A 17,479-nucleotide genomic window follows, 5' to 3' on the forward strand; every position below is an offset into this window, starting at 1 on the left:
TCAAAGCAAGCAAAATACACTATACAATAAAACATGAGGTGGAAAAGAATCTATAGTTATTTCCTTCAAAGTGATAGCAAATTTAAACTATAACATAAACTAATACTCATTTATAGTTTCTTAGTTTTAAATAAGCATATTACAATAAAACTCTGCATATAGTACAGATTTTAAACAAGGAGCATTAGATTACATCAAAGAGGGACACAGCCATGTCGAAGCAACTAAAGTTTTTGATGTAGGCGTCAGAACTCTCTTCACGTAGGAAAAGAAAGACGTGAACAAGGATACTTAGAGCGAAAAAAACGAGTCGTCAAAAAGCGGAAAATTCCTTTAGAGGAATTAAAAGCCTTTGTAGAGGCTCATCCAGATGCTTTTTTACGGGAAATTGCGGTACATTTTGATTGTGCTGTTCCTTCAGTATGGGTAGCTTTAAAGCAGATTCATGTCGCTTTAAAAAAAGACGACTAGCTTTAAGGAACAAGATCCTGAGAAAGTCGATGAGTTTCTTTATATTTTGAATATCCTAAAAGATTTACCAGTCGTATATATTAATGAAACAGGAATCGACCGCTACCTCTATCGTACTTATGCACAGGCTCCTAGAGGGGAAAAAGTCTATGAAAAGATTAGCGGACTTCAATTGTTGCAGGACAAGTAGACGGAGAGTTTATAGCTTCTATGATTTACAAGGAAAGTATGATGAGTAATTTCTTTGTGGAGTGGTTCAAAACGCAACTTCTACCTGTTTTGAAGAGCCCTCATGTCATTGTCATGGACAATGCTAGTTTTCATCCTAAGAACATTTTGGATGAGCTTTGCATTCAAGATAAGAACTTTTTCTTACCTCTACCACCTTATTCACCAGATTTGAATCCTATTGAGCAAGCTTGAGGTTTCTTGAAAAAGAAAGTGACGGATTTATCAAGGGAAGTACCAAATCTTTTTGAATGTTTGAAACGCTTTTTAAAACTAAATGACTATAGAATGAATTACTGAAATTCAAAAAAGAGAGAACCAAAATGATTCTCTCTTAATTTTAAAAATAAAAAAGATACACATAGGTATCTCTTTAATGAATCGGGAAGACAGGATTCGAACCTGCGACACCTTGGTCCCAAACCAAGTACTCTACCAAGCTGAGCTACTTCCCGAGTTAAATAGAAAATGCACCCTAGAGGAGTCGAACCTCTAACCGCCTGATTCGTAGTCAGGTACTCTATCCAGTTGAGCTAAGGGTGCTCTTATATTATGCCGAGGACCGGAATCGAACCGGTACGATCGTTACCAATCGCAGGATTTTAAGTCCTGTGCGTCTGCCAGTTCCGCCACCCCGGCCTCTCTAAGCGAACGACGGGATTCGAACCCGCGACCCCCACCTTGGCAAGGTGGTGTTCTACCACTGAACTACGTTCGCACTATTTTCTTCTATCTAAAAATGCCGGCTACATGACTTGAACACGCGACCCTCTGATTACAAATCAGATGCTCTACCAACTGAGCTAAGCCGGCTCATTTATTATATCTTAATGCGGGTTAAGGGACTTGAACCCCCACGCCGTTAAGCGCCAGATCCTAAATCTGGTGCGTCTGCCAATTCCGCCAAACCCGCAGATATGACCCGTACTGGGCTCGAACCAGTGACCCATTGATTAAAAGTCAATTGCTCTACCAACTGAGCTAACGAGTCTAAAATAACTTTCGTTATCTTAAACGGTCCCGACGGGAATCGAACCCGCGATCTTCGCCGTGACAGGGCGACGTGATAACCGCTACACTACGGGACCTATGGGAGTTAACGGGATCGAACCGCTGACCCTCTGCTTGTAAGGCAGATGCTCTCCCAGCTGAGCTAAACTCCCTAGAGCTAAGCGACTTCCATATCTCACAGGGGGCAACCCCCAACTACTTCCGGCGTTCTAGGGCTTAACTTCTGTGTTCGGCATGGGTACAGGTGTATCTCCTAGGCTATCGTCACTTAACTCTGAGTAATACCTACTCAAAATTGAATATCTATTCAAATTAAGAAAACCGTTCGCTTTCATATTCTCAGTTACTTTGGATAAGTCCTCGAGCTATTAGTATTAGTCCGCTACATGTGTCGCCACACTTCCACTTCTAACCTATCTACCTGATCATCTCTCAGGGCTCTTACTGATATAAAATCATGGGAAATCTCATCTTGAGGTGGGTTTCACACTTAGATGCTTTCAGCGTTTATCCCTTCCCTACATAGCTACCCAGCGATGCCTTTGGCAAGACAACTGGTACACCAGCGGTAAGTCCACTCTGGTCCTCTCGTACTAGGAGCAGATCCTCTCAAATTTCCTACGCCCGCGACGGATAGGGACCGAACTGTCTCACGACGTTCTGAACCCAGCTCGCGTGCCGCTTTAATGGGCGAACAGCCCAACCCTTGGGACCGACTACAGCCCCAGGATGCGACGAGCCGACATCGAGGTGCCAAACCTCCCCGTCGATGTGAACTCTTGGGGGAGATAAGCCTGTTATCCCCAGGGTAGCTTTTATCCGTTGAGCGATGGCCCTTCCATACGGAACCACCGGATCACTAAGCCCGACTTTCGTCCCTGCTCGAGTTGTAGCTCTCGCAGTCAAGCTCCCTTATACCTTTACACTCTGCGAATGATTTCCAACCATTCTGAGGGAACCTTTGGGCGCCTCCGTTACCTTTTAGGAGGCGACCGCCCCAGTCAAACTGCCCGTCAGACACTGTCTCCGATAGGGATCACCTATCTGGGTTAGAGTGGCCATAACACAAGGGTAGTATCCCAACATCGTCTCCTTCGAAACTGGCGTCCCGATCTCATAGACTCCTACCTATCCTGTACATGTGGTACAGACACTCAATATCAAACTGCAGTAAAGCTCCATGGGGTCTTTCCGTCCTGTCGCGGGTAACCTGCATCTTCACAGGTACTAAAATTTCACCGAGTCTCTCGTTGAGACAGTGCCCAAATCATTACGCCTTTCGTGCGGGTCGGAACTTACCCGACAAGGAATTTCGCTACCTTAGGACCGTTATAGTTACGGCCGCCGTTTACTGGGGCTTCAATTCATACCTTCGCTTGCGCTAAGCACTCCTCTTAACCTTCCAGCACCGGGCAGGCGTCACCCCCTATACATCATCTTACGATTTAGCAGAGAGCTGTGTTTTTGATAAACAGTTGCTTGGGCCTATTCACTGCGGCTGACTTAAAGTCAGCACCCCTTCTCCCGAAGTTACGGGGTCATTTTGCCGAGTTCCTTAACGAGAGTTCTCTCGCTCACCTGAGGCTACTCGCCTCGACTACCTGTGTCGGTTTGCGGTACGGGTAGAGTATGTTTAAACGCTAGAAGCTTTTCTTGGCAGTGTGACGTCACTAACTTCGCTACTAAACTTCGCTCCCCATCACAGCTCAATGTTATAGATATAAGCATTTGACTCATATCACACCTCACTGCTTAGACAGACTCTTCCAATCGTCTGCTTTAGTTAGCCTACTGCGTCCCTCCATCACTACATACTCTAGTACAGGAATATCAACCTGTTGTCCATCGGATACACCTTTCGGTCTCTCCTTAGGTCCCGACTAACCCAGGGCGGACGAGCCTTCCCCTGGAAACCTTAGTCTTACGGTGGACAGGATTCTCACCTGTCTTTCGCTACTCATACCGGCATTCTCACTTCTATGCGTTCCAGCACTCCTCACGGTACACCTTCTTCACACATAGAACGCTCTCCTACCATACCTATAAAGGTATCCACAGCTTCGGTAAATTGTTTTAGCCCCGGTACATTTTCGGCGCAGGGTCACTCGACTAGTGAGCTATTACGCACTCTTTGAATGAATAGCTGCTTCTAAGCTAACATCCTAGTTGTCTGTGCAACCCCACATCCTTTTCCACTTAACAATTATTTTGGGACCTTAGCTGGTGGTCTGGGCTGTTTCCCTTTCGACTACGGATCTTAGCACTCGCAGTCTGACTGCCGACCATAATTCATTGGCATTCGGAGTTTATCTGAGATTGGTAATCCGGGATGGACCCCTCACCCAAACAGTGCTCTACCTCCAAGAATCTTAATGTCGACGCTAGCCCTAAAGCTATTTCGGAGAGAACCAGCTATCTCCAAGTTCGTTTGGAATTTCTCCGCTACCCACAAGTCATCCAAGCACTTTTCAACGTGCCCTGGTTCGGTCCTCCAGTGCGTCTTACCGCACCTTCAACCTGCTCATGGGTAGGTCACATGGTTTCGGGTCTACGTCATGATACTAATTCGCCCTGTTCAGACTCGGTTTCCCTACGGCTCCGTCTCTTCAACTTAACCTCGCATCATAACGTAACTCGCCGGTTCATTCTACAAAAGGCACGCTCTCACCCATTAACGGGCTCGAACTTGTTGTAGGCACACGGTTTCAGGTTCTATTTCACTCCCCTCCCGGGGTGCTTTTCACCTTTCCCTCACGGTACTGGTTCACTATCGGTCACTAGGGAGTATTTAGGGTTGGGAGATGGTCCTCCCAGATTCCGACGGGATTTCGCGTGTCCCGCCGTACTCAGGATACTGCTAGGTACAAAGACTATTTTAAATACGAGGCTATTACTCTCTTTGGCTGATCTTCCCAAATCATTCTTCTATAATCTTTGAGTCCACATTGCAGTCCTACAACCCCGAAGAGTAAACTCTTCGGTTTGCCCTCCTGCCGTTTCGCTCGCCGCTACTAAGGCAATCGCTTTTGCTTTCTCTTCCTGCAGCTACTTAGATGTTTCAGTTCACTGCGTCTTCCTCCTCACATCCTTAACAGATGCGGGTAACAGGTAGTACCTGTTGGGTTCCCCCATTCGGAAATCCCTGGATCATCGCTTACTTACAGCTACCCAAGGCATATCGTCGTTTGTCACGTCCTTCTTCGGCTCCTAGTGCCAAGGCATCCACCGTGCGCCCTTATTAACTTAACCTTATTTTTTGACCTTTCAGTCATAAACTCTTATTAATACTACAGCGTTTTCGGTTTATTTTCTTGTTACTATTTGATATAGATATTCAATTTTCAATGTGCATTACTTGGTGATCTCTCACCAATGGAGCCTAGCGGGATCGAACCGCTGACCTCCTGCGTGCAAAGCAGGCGCTCTCCCAGCTGAGCTAAGGCCCCACAAGACCTCTCAAGACTAAACAAGACCAATGCGCAGTTCCTTTTCCTTAGAAAGGAGGTGATCCAGCCGCACCTTCCGATACGGCTACCTTGTTACGACTTCACCCCAATCATCTATCCCACCTTAGGCGGCTGGCTCCTTACGGTTACCTCACCGACTTCGGGTGTTACAAACTCTCGTGGTGTGACGGGCGGTGTGTACAAGGCCCGGGAACGTATTCACCGCGGCGTGCTGATCCGCGATTACTAGCGATTCCGACTTCATGTAGGCGAGTTGCAGCCTACAATCCGAACTGAGACTGGCTTTAAGAGATTAGCTTGTCGTCACCGACTTGCGACTCGTTGTACCAGCCATTGTAGCACGTGTGTAGCCCAGGTCATAAGGGGCATGATGATTTGACGTCATCCCCACCTTCCTCCGGTTTATTACCGGCAGTCTCGCTAGAGTGCCCAACTAAATGATGGCAACTAACAATAGGGGTTGCGCTCGTTGCGGGACTTAACCCAACATCTCACGACACGAGCTGACGACAACCATGCACCACCTGTCACCTCTGTCCCGAAGGAAAACTCTATCTCTAGAGCGGTCAGAGGGATGTCAAGACCTGGTAAGGTTCTTCGCGTTGCTTCGAATTAAACCACATGCTCCACCGCTTGTGCGGGCCCCCGTCAATTCCTTTGAGTTTCAACCTTGCGGTCGTACTCCCCAGGCGGAGTGCTTAATGCGTTAGCTACGGCACTAAACCCCGGAAAGGGTCTAACACCTAGCACTCATCGTTTACGGCGTGGACTACCAGGGTATCTAATCCTGTTTGCTCCCCACGCTTTCGAGCCTCAGCGTCAGTTACAAGCCAGAGAGCCGCTTTCGCCACCGGTGTTCCTCCATATATCTACGCATTTCACCGCTACACATGGAATTCCACTCTCCCCTCTTGCACTCAAGTTAAACAGTTTCCAAAGCGTACTATGGTTAAGCCACAGCCTTTAACTTCAGACTTATCTAACCGCCTGCGCTCGCTTTACGCCCAATAAATCCGGACAACGCTCGGGACCTACGTATTACCGCGGCTGCTGGCACGTAGTTAGCCGTCCCTTTCTGGTAAGATACCGTCACAGTGTGAACTTTCCACTCTCACACTCGTTCTTCTCTTACAACAGAGCTTTACGATCCGAAAACCTTCTTCACTCACGCGGCGTTGCTCGGTCAGACTTCCGTCCATTGCCGAAGATTCCCTACTGCTGCCTCCCGTAGGAGTCTGGGCCGTGTCTCAGTCCCAGTGTGGCCGATCACCCTCTCAGGTCGGCTATGTATCGTCGCCTTGGTGAGCCGTTACCCCACCAACTAGCTAATACAACGCAGGTCCATCTGGTAGCGGTGCAATTGCACCTTTCAAACAGTTGTCATGCAACAACTGCTATTATGCGGTATTAGCTATCGTTTCCAATAGTTATCCCCCACTACCAGGCAGGTTACCTACGCGTTACTCACCCGTTCGCAACTCATCCGGAGAAGCAAGCTCCTCCTTCAGCGTTCTACTTGCATGTATTAGGCACGCCGCCAGCGTTCGTCCTGAGCCAGGATCAAACTCTCATTAAAAGTTTGAGTTCTCACTCATTTCTGTCACTGACAGATTTATTGTTTTTTCATTGTTCAGTACTACAACCTTAGTTGTAGTGCCCTGCACATTGGTTCGTCTTGTTCAGTTTTCAAAGGTCTTTGTCACTCACTTCTCTCAAGTGACAACTATATTAGTATATCACAGTCGCTTTCGCTTGTCAACACTTTTTTGAAACTTTTTTAAGTTTTTTTGAAACTTTTTTTCATCAAGTGTTCCAACCGCAACATACCATAGTCCGTACGGGATTCGAACCCGTGTTACCGCCGTGAAAAGGCGGTGTCTTAACCCCTTGACCAACGGACCAGAGTTGTTATTTTCAACTCTTACTATTATACAGCCTTTTTGTTTTTTGTCAACTACTTTTTTAAACTTTTTTCAACTTTTTTAAATTTGACTATTTTATCCCAATAGCAAACTCTTTAAACACAATACGTAAATCCCTTAATACTCTTTGACGTCCTCGAAAACGTTCATTTCTTAAAACACGTTCTAACTCTTCTTGTTTTTCTTTACTTTGTTCCTTGCTATACCTCTGTAATGTTTCATGAAAGAGATAATAATCATCCAGCCAGAAACCTCCCTCACTTATACGATGACTTATCTCACCTACTTCTTCATATGGTTCTTTATCATATCTTCTTTTTTGACTTTCTTGCTTACGGATATAGTCTAGAATCCGATTCCGGAACTTAGTCTTAAAATATTTCCTTAAACGAGGAATATCTTCTACTAGTCCTTCTTCTTTACTAACCAATTCATGCAAGCAAATCATACCCTCTTGGTCCCAGTCCGATAGCTCCCATAAATGAAGGTAATATTCATTTCTACACTTGTACACAATCCCTTGGACTTCTTCATATAATTCTTTAATCATAATGTTCCCCTTTCTAGATACAGTTTAACAAATAAAGAAGATAATTTGATTCATTTCATCCATTCTGCACCCTTTACCTCCTCAACTGCACAAAAAAGAGAGGGCTTGCCTCTCTTTGGGTTATAATTCTGCAATTTGGTTTAAGTTTACTTCTGCTACTGTGTCATTACCAAACATAGAGATAATCATCTTCACTTTATTGTTATCAATCTCTGTAATTTTACCAGTATAGTCTGCAAAAGCACCATCAATAATACGTACGGTTTGGCCAACCTCAACATCGAAATCAAATTCTTGAACAGTTTGTCCCATAGATACCAAAATGTCACGAATTTCTTGTTCCAATAATGGAGTTGGTTTCGATCTGTTCCCGTGTGATCCGACAAATCCTGTAACGTTCGGAGTGTTTCGAACAACAAACCAAGCTTCATCTGTCATGACCATTTCTACAAGAACATAACCTGGAAAGCGATTTTCTTCTACTTCTTTTCTCTTTCCATTTTTTTCAACTTGCACGGTTTGTGTTGGAATTTCAACGCGTAGAATATTATCCAACATATTGTAGGTTTGTGCACGCTGTAATAGATTTTCTTTCACCTTATTTTCATAACCAGAATAAGTTTGTAAAACAAACCACCCTTTGTCAAAACTATCCATGATATTTCCTTTCATAAATAGAAGATTTTTAGTGTACTTTCACTACTCTTCTAAAAAATGTTAATAAATCGAATCAAACCTGAAACAATCAACTGGTCAAAAATGTAAATAATCACAACAAAGAAAGCAGTGTATTCCATGATAGAACGAAAATCTCTCCAGCTTTCCTTGCGAGTTGGCCATGTTGTGTCTTTAAGAAGTCTAAAAATATCTCCAATAAAACGCATCGCTCTCTCCTATCTCGTTTCTCTGTGTGTAGTGTACTTGCCACAATGCTTACAAAATTTATTTACTTCTAGTCGTGTAGGCTTGGGGTTTCCACTGATCTTGATTGAATAGTTTCTCGAACCACAAACCGCACAAGCTAGGCTTGCTTTTTTTAGTGCCATAACGCCTCCATCTTATCTATTATAACAAGAAAGCTAGGCTTTGACAAGCATCTTAGCGAAATAGATTGACTACCGAATCCCATATTGTTTGAGCCTTTTCCTTAATCTTGGCATCCGAGATAGCCCGACTAGCCTCATCTACTAGACTTTGCGCACGACCTCGAATATCAGACAAACTATCATCTGTCTGGCTATTATCATTGGTTTGTGCTTGTCTTTTTGTATTAGCTGGTGCAATTCCATTTTGCTTATAGGCATTTTCAACTGTAAAGGTACTTCCTGGCGTATAAGGTAAAATGGTATTGGCAATGTTTCTAAAGATATGGGCTGCACCGTTTGAAGTAGAGCCAGCTAGATAGTGATTTTCATCAGTGGTCGGAAAGCCAAGCCAGTGGCTAATCACTACATCCGGAGTATAACCAATTACCCACTGGTCACTTGTGTACTCCGGATTGAAAACTGCTTCAGTTGTTCCAGTTTTCCCTGCCATGACATAGTCTGCAGGCGATGAACTAATACCGGTACCATTGGTGAATGTCCCCAACATCATACTAGTCATCTTGTCAGCTACAGCTTTATCAATCACTCGTTTTTGTGAATTTTTATGACTCGCAATGACCTGACCACTAGCATTTTCAATTCTACTAATAAAATGAGCTTCCGGCATTAAACCTTCATTTGCAAAGGCAGCATATGCTTGAGCCATTTGAAGAGGATTGGTTTCGACACCGCTTCCTAAAGCGACACCAAGAACACGGTCTACCTTTTCCATGTTGAGTCCAAATTTTTCGCCTGCCTCAAAAGCCTTATCAACACCCAAATCATTAACAGTAGCAACAGCAGGTAGATTAAGCGATTCTGCCAAGGCTTGATACATGGGAACTTCTCGACTCTTTTTGATTCCTGCATAGTTATCTACCTTATAGTTGTCATACTTCATGGTATGGTTATCCAACTGCTTGTTCAAAGCCCAACCTGCCTCAACTGCTGGCGTATAAACAACTAAAGGCTTAATTGTAGAGCCAGGGCTACGTTTTGATTGAGTTGCATAGTTGAAATTTCGGAATCCAATTTTATCATTGTCAGCAACTTGACCGACAACTCCACGAACTCCTCCTGTTTTCGGTTCAAGAGCGACACTTCCTGATTGTGCAAATGTTCCATCCTCTGCTCTCGGAAATAGCGATGTATTTTCATAGACAACCTGCATATTTGCTTGGTAGTTTTGATCCAACTCTGTATAAATGCGGTAGCCATTATTTACGATTTCTTCCTCTGTTAGATTATACTTAGAAACGGCTTCATTAACCACCGCGTCAAAATAAGAAGGATAGCGGTAATCTGAAATTTTCCCTTCATACTTATCGTGCAATTGCGAAGTCATATCAACTTCTGCAGCTTCGGTTTCTTGGTTTTTATCAATGTAACCTGCTGCAACCATATTTTGTAAGACAGTGTCGCGCCGATTGGTAGAATCTTCTACGGAATTCAAAGGATTATACAGTTCCGGCCCCTTCAGCATCCCTGCCAGAGTCGCAGCTTGATCCAAACTCACTTCTGATGCAGAAACTCCAAAGTATTTCTTACTCGCATCTTCTACACCCCACACACCATTTCCAAAATAAGCATTGTTAAGGTACATGGTTAAGATCTGATCCTTACTATATTTTTTTGTTAATTCTAAGGCAAGGAAGAATTCTTTCGCTTTTCTCTCAACAGTTTGATCCTGTGACAAATAGGCGTTTTTAGCTAGCTGCTGGGTAATAGTAGATCCACCACCTGAACGTCCAGCAGTGACAATAGCCAAGAAGAAACGACCATAGTTAATCCCATCATTTTTATAGAAAGAACGGTCTTCTGTCGCAATAACAGCATTCTGCAAAATTTTACTGATATCAGTCAATTCAACATAGGTTCCCTTTTGACCAGACAAGGCACCAGCCTCTTTTTCTTCACGGTCAAAAATGATAGTCCGAGTTTTCAAGGCATTTTGCAAATCATTGACATTGGTTGACTTGGCTACAGCAAACAAATAGGTTCCAACTAGCAAGCCTGCACTCAAACCTAGTATAAGGACAATCTTTGTTAGATGATAGCGACGCCAGAATTTTCGAATTGGACCCACTTGGGCTAATTTTTTTCTATCACTACGAGAACGACGTAAGCTAGTAGAATCTGAATCCTCTGATTCACTTGTTTCTTTTTTAAAAAGAGAAAGAAATTTCTCGAATAATTTATCTAATTTCATGCGTTTATTTTATCATCTTCATCATAGGAAGACAAGAATTTAGCTATTTCCTATCCAAATAGGGCTTTTTTTGTTACAATATCTGTATGAAATTCACATTTACATTACCAGACTCTCTACCTCAAATGACGGTAAAGCAATTACTTGAAGAACAACTCCTCATCCCTAGAAAAATCCGTCATTTTTTGAGAATCAAGAAACATATTTTGATAAATCAAGAAGAAGTCCACTGGAACGAAATCGTAAATCCTGGAGATGTTTGCCAATTGACTTTTGACAAGGAAGATTATCCCAAAAAGGAAATTCCTTGGGGCAACCCAAATATCATTCAGGAAGTTTATCAAGATCAACACTTGATTATTGTGAACAAACCAGAGGGTATGAAAACGCATGGTAATCAGCCAAACGAAATCGCCCTTCTTAACCATGTCAGTGCCTATGTTGGCCAAACCTGCTATGTCGTTCATCGTCTGGACATGGAAACCAGTGGCTTGGTTCTCTTTGCCAAAAATCCTTTTATCCTGCCCATTCTCAATCGCTTACTGGAGAAAAAAGAGATTTCTAGGGAATATTGGGCACTAGTTGATGGAAATATCAGCAGCAAAGAACTTGTTTTCAGGGACAAAATCGGACGTGATCGCCATGACCGCAGAAAGCGAATAGTTGATACAAAAAATGGGCAATATGCTGAAACACATGTAAGCAGATTAAAGCAATTCTCAAACAAGACTTCCTTGGTTCGTTGCATGCTAAAGACAGGACGAACCCATCAGATTCGTGTGCACCTTTCTCATCATAATCTTCCTATCTTGGGCGACCCTCTCTATAATAGTAAATCAAAGGCAAGTCGGCTTATGCTTCATGCCTTTCAACTTTCCTTTACCCATCCGCTTACTTTAGCGAAATTAAGCTTCACTACTCTTTCAGATACTTTTGAAAAAGAATTAAAAAAGAATGGATGATCGTCGTGCCATCCATTTTTCCATATAAGAAAAGCAAGACCAAGAGGCCTTGCTTTTTATCGACTCAAGAATTATTTAGCGATTTTTGCGAAGTATTCAAGAGTACGAACAAGTTGTGCAGTGTATGACATTTCGTTGTCGTACCATGATACAACTTTAACCAATTGTTTACCGTCAACGTCAAGAACTTTAGTTTGAGTTGCGTCAAACAATGAACCGTAAGACATACCTAGGATATCTGAAGATACGATTGGATCTTCAGTGTATCCGTATGATTCGTTTGAAGCTGCTTTCATAGCTGCGTTCACTTCGTCAACAGTAACGTTCTTTTCAAGAACTGCTACCAACTCAGTTACAGAACCTGCTGGAACAGGAACACGTTGAGCAGCTCCGTCCAATTTACCGTTCAATTCTGGGATTACAAGACCGATAGCTTTTGCAGCACCAGTTGAGTTAGGAACGATGTTTACAGCACCAGCGCGAGCACGGCGAAGGTCACCACCACGGTGTGGTCCGTCAAGAATCATTTGGTCACCAGTGTAAGCGTGGATAGTAGTCATCAATCCTTCTACAACACCAAAGTTGTCTTGAAGAGCTTTAGCCATTGGAGCCAAGCAGTTTGTAGTACATGAAGCACCTGAGATAACTGTTTCAGTACCGTCAAGAACGTCGTGGTTAGTGTTGAATACAACTGTTTTAACGTCGTTTCCACCAGGAGCAGTGATAACAACTTTTTTAGCTCCACCTTTAAGGTGTTTTTCAGCTGCTTCTTTCTTAGCAAAGAAACCAGTAGCTTCAAGAACGATTTCTACACCGTCAGTAGCCCAGTCGATTTGTTCTGGATCACGTTCAGCAGAAACTTTAACGAATTTACCGTTAACTTCAAATCCACCTTCTTTAACTTCAACAGTACCGTCGAAACGACCTTGAGTTGTGTCGTATTTCAACAAGTGTGCAAGCATAACTGGATCTGTAAGGTCGTTGATACGTGTAACTTCAACACCTTCTACGTTTTGGATACGACGGAAAGCAAGACGACCGATACGTCCGAAACCGTTAATACCAACTTTAACTACCATTAGTGATTTCCTCCTTATGAAAATCATGAAATTTTTATTGTGAAAAGAGTAACTTGAATCACTACAAATCACCTTTCAACAAACCTATTATATAACTATTTGAGTTGAATTGCAAGTACGGGCGTTATTTTTTGTCTATACCTAGCTTATTTTTCTTTCTTCTTTGAAAGCCTATACTGTTGTCTTTTTTTGTCTACATAGCCATTTCCCGCTTTCATTTTTAGATAGAAAGTGAAAATAGAAAAGCTAAAAATTATTTTCAACACTCCACCTCTACAAGAAAAGAGACAGGAAATTCCTGCCTCTAGGCTGATAAACAATTATTTACGGCGTCCTGGTCTTTCTTTGTAGCCATAGTAAGAATCTTCGATGATTTCTTGCATGTGGTCAACCATTGGAAGACGTGGGTTAGCTGGTGAACATTGGTCTTCATAAGCAAGGAAGGCCAATTCACGAGAATGTTCTTTCCATTCTTTTTCATCAATTCCTTGTGCTTTGAAGTTCATTTGGATACCTACGCGCTCGCCAAGTTCGTAGACAGCTTTTGCGTAAGATTCAACCCCTTCTTCTGGAGTAGAAGCTGGAAGTCCAAGCATGCGTGCGATATCTTGATATTTTTCATCTGCACGGTAGTAGTTGTACTTAGGCCATGTTGCTGTCTTAGCTGGACGTGTACCGTTGTAGCGGATGACGTATGGAAGCAAGATTGCATTTGTACGACCGTGGATTGTGTGGAATTGCGCACCAATCTTATGAGCCATTGAGTGAGAAATACCTAGGAAGGCATTAGCAAAGGCCATACCAGCAATAGTTGAAGCGTTATGCATTTTCTCGCGTGAATGGAAATCTGCATTCTTAACTGAGCTTTCAAGGTTTTCGAATACAAGCTTGATGGCTTGAAGAGCAAGACCGTCAGTGTAGTCGCTAGCCATTTGTGATACATAAGCTTCAGTCGCGTGGGTCAATACGTCCATACCAGTGTCCGCAGCAACAAATCCAGGAACTGTCAATACCAAAGCAGGGTCTACGATTGCCACAGTTGGTGTCAATGAGTAGTCAGCGATTGGGTATTTGCGGTTGTTTGCTTTATCAGAGATAACGGCAAATGGTGTTACTTCAGATCCTGTACCAGATGTTGTTGGGATTGCGATGAATTTAGTCTTCTTACCAAGCAATGGGAATTTGAAGGCACGTTTACGGATATCCATGAATTTTTGGACAAGGTCACGGAAGTCCACTTCTGGTTGTTCATAGAAGAGCCACATTACTTTAGCAGCATCCATTGGAGATCCACCACCGAGAGCGATGATTGTATCTGGTTTGAAGGCACGCATAATCTCAGTACCACGGTTTACAGTTGTGATATCTGGATCTGGTTCTACATCAGCAAAGATTTGGTAAACAACCTTATTGCGACGAAGATCAAGTTGTTCGATGATACGATCAAGGAAACCAAGCTCTACCATGGCATGGTCAGTAACGATCATGACACGTTCAACGTCACGACATTTTTGAAGGTATTGAATTGAATCACGTTCAAAGTATGTTTTTGAAGGAAGTTTCATCCATTGCATGTTATTTCTCCGTCTTCCGACTTTTTTGATATTCAAGAGGTTAATGGCACTAACGTTATCCCCAACTGAGTTGCGTCCGTAAGAACCACATCCAAGTGTCAATGATGGCAAGAAGGCATTATAAACGTCCCCGATACCACCGAAAGTAGAAGGTGAGTTACAGATAACACGAATAGCTTTAACAGCTTTACCAAATTCTTTAGTCAATTCTTCGTCAGCTGTGTGGATAGCTGCTGAGTGTCCAAGACCGTTAAATTCAACCATTTGACGAGCCTTAGTAATACCATCTTCACGGCTTTCAGATTCCAAAACTGCGATAACTGGTGACAATTTCTCACGAGTCAATGGCTCATTTTCACCAACTTCTTTACATTCTGCAGCAAGAATGTTTGTTCCTTCTGGAACTGTAAATCCTGCTTGTTCTGCAATCCAAGTTGCTGGTTTACCAACGATGTCAGCGTTCAATTTTGCACCAGCACAGTTTTTGCTGTTTGCTTTCACGCCGAAACAGAATTCTTCAAGAAGAGCTTTTTCTTTTTTGTTTACAAAGTAAGTGTGGTAAGATTTGAACTCTGCTACAAATTCATCGTAAATTTCTTTATCAATGATAACCGCTTGTTCAGATGCACAGACCATACCGTTATCAAATGATTTAGACATGACGATATCGTGTGCTGCTTGACGAATGTTTGCTGATTTTTCAACATAAGCTGGAACGTTACCGGCACCTACCCCAAGAGCTGGTTTACCACATGAGTATGCGGCTTTAACCATGGCATTACCACCCGTTGCAAGGATTGTTGCAATACCTTCGTGGTTCATAAGGGCACTAGTTGCTTCCATAGATGGTTGAGTAATCCATTGCACACAGTTTTCAGGAGCACCAGCTGCGATAGCTGCATCGCGGACGATACGTGCTGCATGAGCAGATGATTCTTGTGCTGATGGGTGGAAGGCAAAAACGATTGGATTACGTGTCTTCAATGAAATCAATGATTTGAAGATTGCTGTTGATGTTGGGTTTGTTGTAGGAGTAATACCACAGACAACACCAACCGGTTCAGCGATGAGAGTCAATCCTGTTACATCGTCTTCTTCGATAACGCCAACTGTTTTAGTGTGGCGCATGTTGTTTACCACGTGTTCACAAGCAAATAAGTTCTTAGTCGCTTTATCTTCAAATACACCACGTCCTGTTTCTTCAAAGGCATGTAAAGCCAATTCTCCATGGGCATCCAAAGCTGCTACTGAAGCTTTGGCTACAATATAGTCGACTTGCTCTTGATCCAATTTACGCATTTCTTCAAGGGCTACGAGAGCTTTTTGCACCAACTCATCTACATGTTTTTCAGCAGCGAGTTTCTTTTCCTCTGGTGTCACAGTTTTTTTATCAGCCATATTTTCCTCCATAGCTTTCAAGGATTTAATCCTTTGTTAATTTTTTCACAAGTTTATTATATCGCATTATTTCAACTTTGTAAACAGTTTCATAAACATTTCACAAAGAATTTTTAGTTATTTGTGAAATGTTTCCCATTCTCTTTACTCATCAAGTTTTTTCTTTAGAGTTTGTGAAATTTATTTCAAATATTTTTTATTTCACAAACTTGATTGGAAGAGAGACTTGGAAAGAAAAGGTTTTGCAAGTAAGCGCTTACTTTGAAGTTGTAATAATACCTCCTTTAATAAGGAGGCTTTATTTTTGTTGAAAAATTCCTTGTTTAAAGGTCCCTTCATAGACGACTTCTTGTTCTGTTGTTAGTTTCCCTTTTCCTTCAGCCTGACCATTTACAAAATCCCCTTCGTAGGTCCAACCTTCTTTAGATTGAAAGGTACCTTGGCCATTAAAGGCTCCATTGTTGAAACCACCTGTATACTGGTCTCCATTTTGGAAGGTAATGGTGCCTTGCCCATTCATTTTACCACGGACAAGACTACCATCGTAAACAATATTTCCATTATCGAGTTTTAAGACACCTTTTCCGGGAATATTTAGAAAAAAGACTAGTACCGCACAAAAAACAATCGTTACTGCGGCTAAAATCTCTAAATGAGAACGACTCAGATAGACATGATATTTCCCATAGAAATTCTTAAAATTCTCCATATTCACTCTCCTCTAAACGTTCTAACCACACTTGGCATCCCTCTTGAACACGCCGATAAGTCTCTTCAAAATCTCCTGTATACCAAGGATCTGGAACACTTTCAGATGCAAATGAGTAAATCTTATCTTGACAGTCTCCTGGACACATCTGACGTAAGTCAGAAACATTTGAAGCATCCATTCCGATAATATAATCAAAGTCTTCAAAATCTTCCTTACTAATCTGAAGCGATGTTTTGCCTTTTTCATACGGAATCTGATACTGTTGAAAAATCCCTTGAGTGCCCTGTTCCCAAGAGGAAGTCGCTCGACTTTGGATTTCGTAGTTATCTGTCATTGATTTCATAACAAACTCAGCCATAGGGCTACGGCAAATATTTCCCAGACAGACAAAGACTAGTTTTTTCATCCCATTTCCTTTCTTCTATAGAAAAACGGGAGTTAGTAATCCCGTCTTATTTTTCAATTGCGCCTTCGAGTGAAGCTGTTTCTTTAAGTGGTAATACGGTCTTGATAGCAGCTAGTTCAAAAGTCAAGTAAACTCCATCTACATCAAGAACAATCGTTCTTTTCTCCGTATCTACTTCATCAACTGTTCCGTAAAGTCCACCGATTGTAATCACTTCATAGCCTTTTTGCAGTTTGTTTAAACTTTCCATACGTTTTTGTGCTTGTTTCTTTTGAGAGCGTTGCGTAAAGAACATCAAGCCAACCATAGCCACAAGAATGATTAAAAATGTATATTGTGATTCCATTATATTCTCCTTTGTCTTTTACATAGGACTACTATATCAAATTTCAGCTACTTTTACAA

At 42.4% G+C, this 17,479-nt stretch carries 11 protein-coding genes, 11 tRNA genes, 3 rRNA genes and 1 pseudogene; 2 read left to right on the forward strand and 24 right to left on the reverse strand.

The features are described from left to right. Nucleotides 1-193 precede the first annotated feature (193 nt). Nucleotides 194-999 (forward strand): annotated as a pseudogene (locus tag ACORHU_RS09115) (IS630 family transposase). 81 nt (nucleotides 1,000-1,080) lie between these two features. Here ACORHU_RS09115 and ACORHU_RS09120 read toward each other — a convergent pair. The 19 genes from ACORHU_RS09120 to pbp2a form a co-directional block, all read right to left on the reverse strand. Further along, a tRNA-Pro gene (locus ACORHU_RS09120) sits at nucleotides 1,081-1,154 on the reverse strand. A gap of 14 nt (nucleotides 1,155-1,168) precedes the next feature. Beyond that, a tRNA-Arg gene (locus ACORHU_RS09125) sits at nucleotides 1,169-1,242 on the reverse strand. 10 nt (nucleotides 1,243-1,252) lie between these two features. Further along, nucleotides 1,253-1,338 (reverse strand) — tRNA-Leu (locus tag ACORHU_RS09130). A gap of 7 nt (nucleotides 1,339-1,345) precedes the next feature. Beyond that, a tRNA-Gly gene (locus ACORHU_RS09135) sits at nucleotides 1,346-1,417 on the reverse strand. Between the two features lie 22 nt (nucleotides 1,418-1,439). After that, nucleotides 1,440-1,512 (reverse strand) — tRNA-Thr (locus ACORHU_RS09140). Nucleotides 1,513-1,530: 18 nt separating this feature from the next. Further along, a tRNA-Leu gene (locus ACORHU_RS09145) sits at nucleotides 1,531-1,612 on the reverse strand. Nucleotides 1,613-1,617: 5 nt separating this feature from the next. Continuing rightward, a tRNA-Lys gene (locus ACORHU_RS09150) sits at nucleotides 1,618-1,690 on the reverse strand. A 24-nt stretch (nucleotides 1,691-1,714) separates the two neighbouring features. Then, nucleotides 1,715-1,787: transfer RNA gene (locus tag ACORHU_RS09155), tRNA-Asp, on the reverse strand. Between the two features lie 2 nt (nucleotides 1,788-1,789). After that, nucleotides 1,790-1,862: transfer RNA gene (locus tag ACORHU_RS09160), tRNA-Val, on the reverse strand. 4 nt (nucleotides 1,863-1,866) lie between these two features. Next, nucleotides 1,867-1,982: ribosomal RNA gene (gene rrf, locus ACORHU_RS09165) — 5S ribosomal RNA — on the reverse strand. A 76-nt stretch (nucleotides 1,983-2,058) separates the two neighbouring features. Further along, nucleotides 2,059-4,959, reverse strand: a 23S ribosomal RNA gene (locus ACORHU_RS09170). Nucleotides 4,960-5,083: 124 nt separating this feature from the next. After that, nucleotides 5,084-5,156 (reverse strand) — tRNA-Ala (locus ACORHU_RS09175). 51 nt (nucleotides 5,157-5,207) lie between these two features. Continuing rightward, nucleotides 5,208-6,753: ribosomal RNA gene (locus tag ACORHU_RS09180) — 16S ribosomal RNA — on the reverse strand. Together the 16S, 23S and 5S rRNA genes with 11 tRNA genes alongside form the textbook arrangement of a ribosomal RNA operon. Before the next feature lie 253 nt (nucleotides 6,754-7,006). Then, a tRNA-Glu gene (locus tag ACORHU_RS09185) sits at nucleotides 7,007-7,078 on the reverse strand. A 91-nt stretch (nucleotides 7,079-7,169) separates the two neighbouring features. Further along, nucleotides 7,170-7,649 carry a sigma-70 family RNA polymerase sigma factor gene (locus ACORHU_RS09190; RefSeq protein WP_434364412.1) on the reverse strand — a complete coding sequence of 160 codons (480 nt, stop codon included), beginning with the start codon at nucleotides 7,647-7,649 and terminating at the stop codon, nucleotides 7,170-7,172. Nucleotides 7,650-7,769: 120 nt separating this feature from the next. Next, a complete protein-coding gene (gene nusG / locus ACORHU_RS09195) occupies nucleotides 7,770-8,306 on the reverse strand; it encodes a transcription termination/antitermination protein NusG (RefSeq protein ID WP_000376739.1) in 537 nt (178 codons plus the stop codon). Between the two features lie 50 nt (nucleotides 8,307-8,356). Continuing rightward, nucleotides 8,357-8,533, reverse strand: coding sequence for a preprotein translocase subunit SecE (secE, locus tag ACORHU_RS09200; RefSeq protein ID WP_001210991.1), 177 nt, complete (start codon nucleotides 8,531-8,533; stop codon nucleotides 8,357-8,359). A 9-nt stretch (nucleotides 8,534-8,542) separates the two neighbouring features. After that, on the reverse strand, nucleotides 8,543-8,695 hold the full coding sequence (gene rpmG / locus ACORHU_RS09205; RefSeq protein ID WP_001809375.1) for a 50S ribosomal protein L33: 153 nt from the start codon (nucleotides 8,693-8,695) through the stop codon (nucleotides 8,543-8,545). Nucleotides 8,696-8,747: 52 nt separating this feature from the next. Then, nucleotides 8,748-10,943 (reverse strand): penicillin-binding protein PBP2A, encoded by a 2,196-nt coding sequence (gene pbp2a / locus ACORHU_RS09210; RefSeq protein ID WP_434364413.1) that lies wholly within the window; start codon nucleotides 10,941-10,943, stop codon nucleotides 8,748-8,750. An 86-nt stretch (nucleotides 10,944-11,029) separates the two neighbouring features. Between pbp2a and ACORHU_RS09215 the strand changes: the two genes are divergently transcribed. Next, nucleotides 11,030-11,905, forward strand: coding sequence for an RluA family pseudouridine synthase (locus tag ACORHU_RS09215; protein ID WP_371510022.1), 876 nt, complete (start codon nucleotides 11,030-11,032; stop codon nucleotides 11,903-11,905). Between the two features lie 71 nt (nucleotides 11,906-11,976). On the opposite strand, the gene gap is transcribed toward ACORHU_RS09215, so the two are convergent. The 5 genes from gap to yajC form a co-directional block, all read right to left on the reverse strand. Beyond that, the gene (gene gap / locus ACORHU_RS09220) at nucleotides 11,977-12,984 is read right to left on the reverse strand and encodes a type I glyceraldehyde-3-phosphate dehydrogenase (RefSeq protein ID WP_000260686.1); all 1,008 of its coding nucleotides are present in this window, start codon (nucleotides 12,982-12,984) and stop codon (nucleotides 11,977-11,979) included. Between the two features lie 320 nt (nucleotides 12,985-13,304). Then, on the reverse strand, nucleotides 13,305-15,956 hold the full coding sequence (gene adhE, locus ACORHU_RS09225; protein WP_434364414.1) for a bifunctional acetaldehyde-CoA/alcohol dehydrogenase: 2,652 nt from the start codon (nucleotides 15,954-15,956) through the stop codon (nucleotides 13,305-13,307). A 298-nt stretch (nucleotides 15,957-16,254) separates the two neighbouring features. Continuing rightward, entirely contained in the window at nucleotides 16,255-16,665 is a 411-nt protein-coding gene (locus ACORHU_RS09230; RefSeq protein ID WP_434364415.1) for a hypothetical protein, read from the reverse strand. Beyond that, nucleotides 16,652-17,074, reverse strand: coding sequence for a low molecular weight protein-tyrosine-phosphatase (locus tag ACORHU_RS09235; RefSeq protein WP_434364416.1), 423 nt, complete (start codon nucleotides 17,072-17,074; stop codon nucleotides 16,652-16,654). Before ACORHU_RS09235 ends, ACORHU_RS09230 begins: the two co-directional genes overlap by 14 nt. Nucleotides 17,075-17,120: 46 nt before the next feature. Next, nucleotides 17,121-17,420: a preprotein translocase subunit YajC gene (yajC, locus tag ACORHU_RS09240; protein ID WP_000445811.1), complete on the reverse strand. Its 300-nt coding sequence runs from the start codon at nucleotides 17,418-17,420 to the stop codon at nucleotides 17,121-17,123. Nucleotides 17,421-17,479: the final 59 nt, after the last annotated feature.

The sequence above is a fragment of the Streptococcus sp. KHUD_015 genome (genome assembly GCF_051106265.1).
Taxonomy (GTDB): Bacteria; Bacillota; Bacilli; order Lactobacillales; family Streptococcaceae; genus Streptococcus.

Coding starts and splice junctions, on each gene's coding strand:
- ACORHU_RS09190 (WP_434364412.1), bottom strand. CDS start 7,649: ATGATTAAAGAATTATATGAAGAAGTCCAAGGGATTGTGTACAAGTGT.
- nusG (WP_000376739.1), bottom strand. CDS start 8,306: ATGGATAGTTTTGACAAAGGGTGGTTTGTTTTACAAACTTATTCTGGT.
- secE (WP_001210991.1), bottom strand. CDS start 8,533: ATGCGTTTTATTGGAGATATTTTTAGACTTCTTAAAGACACAACATGG.
- rpmG (WP_001809375.1), bottom strand. CDS start 8,695: ATGGCACTAAAAAAAGCAAGCCTAGCTTGTGCGGTTTGTGGTTCGAGA.
- pbp2a (WP_434364413.1), bottom strand. CDS start 10,943: ATGAAATTAGATAAATTATTCGAGAAATTTCTTTCTCTTTTTAAAAAA.
- ACORHU_RS09215 (WP_371510022.1), top strand. CDS start 11,030: ATGAAATTCACATTTACATTACCAGACTCTCTACCTCAAATGACGGTA.
- gap (WP_000260686.1), bottom strand. CDS start 12,984: ATGGTAGTTAAAGTTGGTATTAACGGTTTCGGACGTATCGGTCGTCTT.
- adhE (WP_434364414.1), bottom strand. CDS start 15,956: ATGGCTGATAAAAAAACTGTGACACCAGAGGAAAAGAAACTCGCTGCT.
- ACORHU_RS09230 (WP_434364415.1), bottom strand. CDS start 16,665: ATGGAGAATTTTAAGAATTTCTATGGGAAATATCATGTCTATCTGAGT.
- ACORHU_RS09235 (WP_434364416.1), bottom strand. CDS start 17,074: ATGAAAAAACTAGTCTTTGTCTGTCTGGGAAATATTTGCCGTAGCCCT.
- yajC (WP_000445811.1), bottom strand. CDS start 17,420: ATGGAATCACAATATACATTTTTAATCATTCTTGTGGCTATGGTTGGC.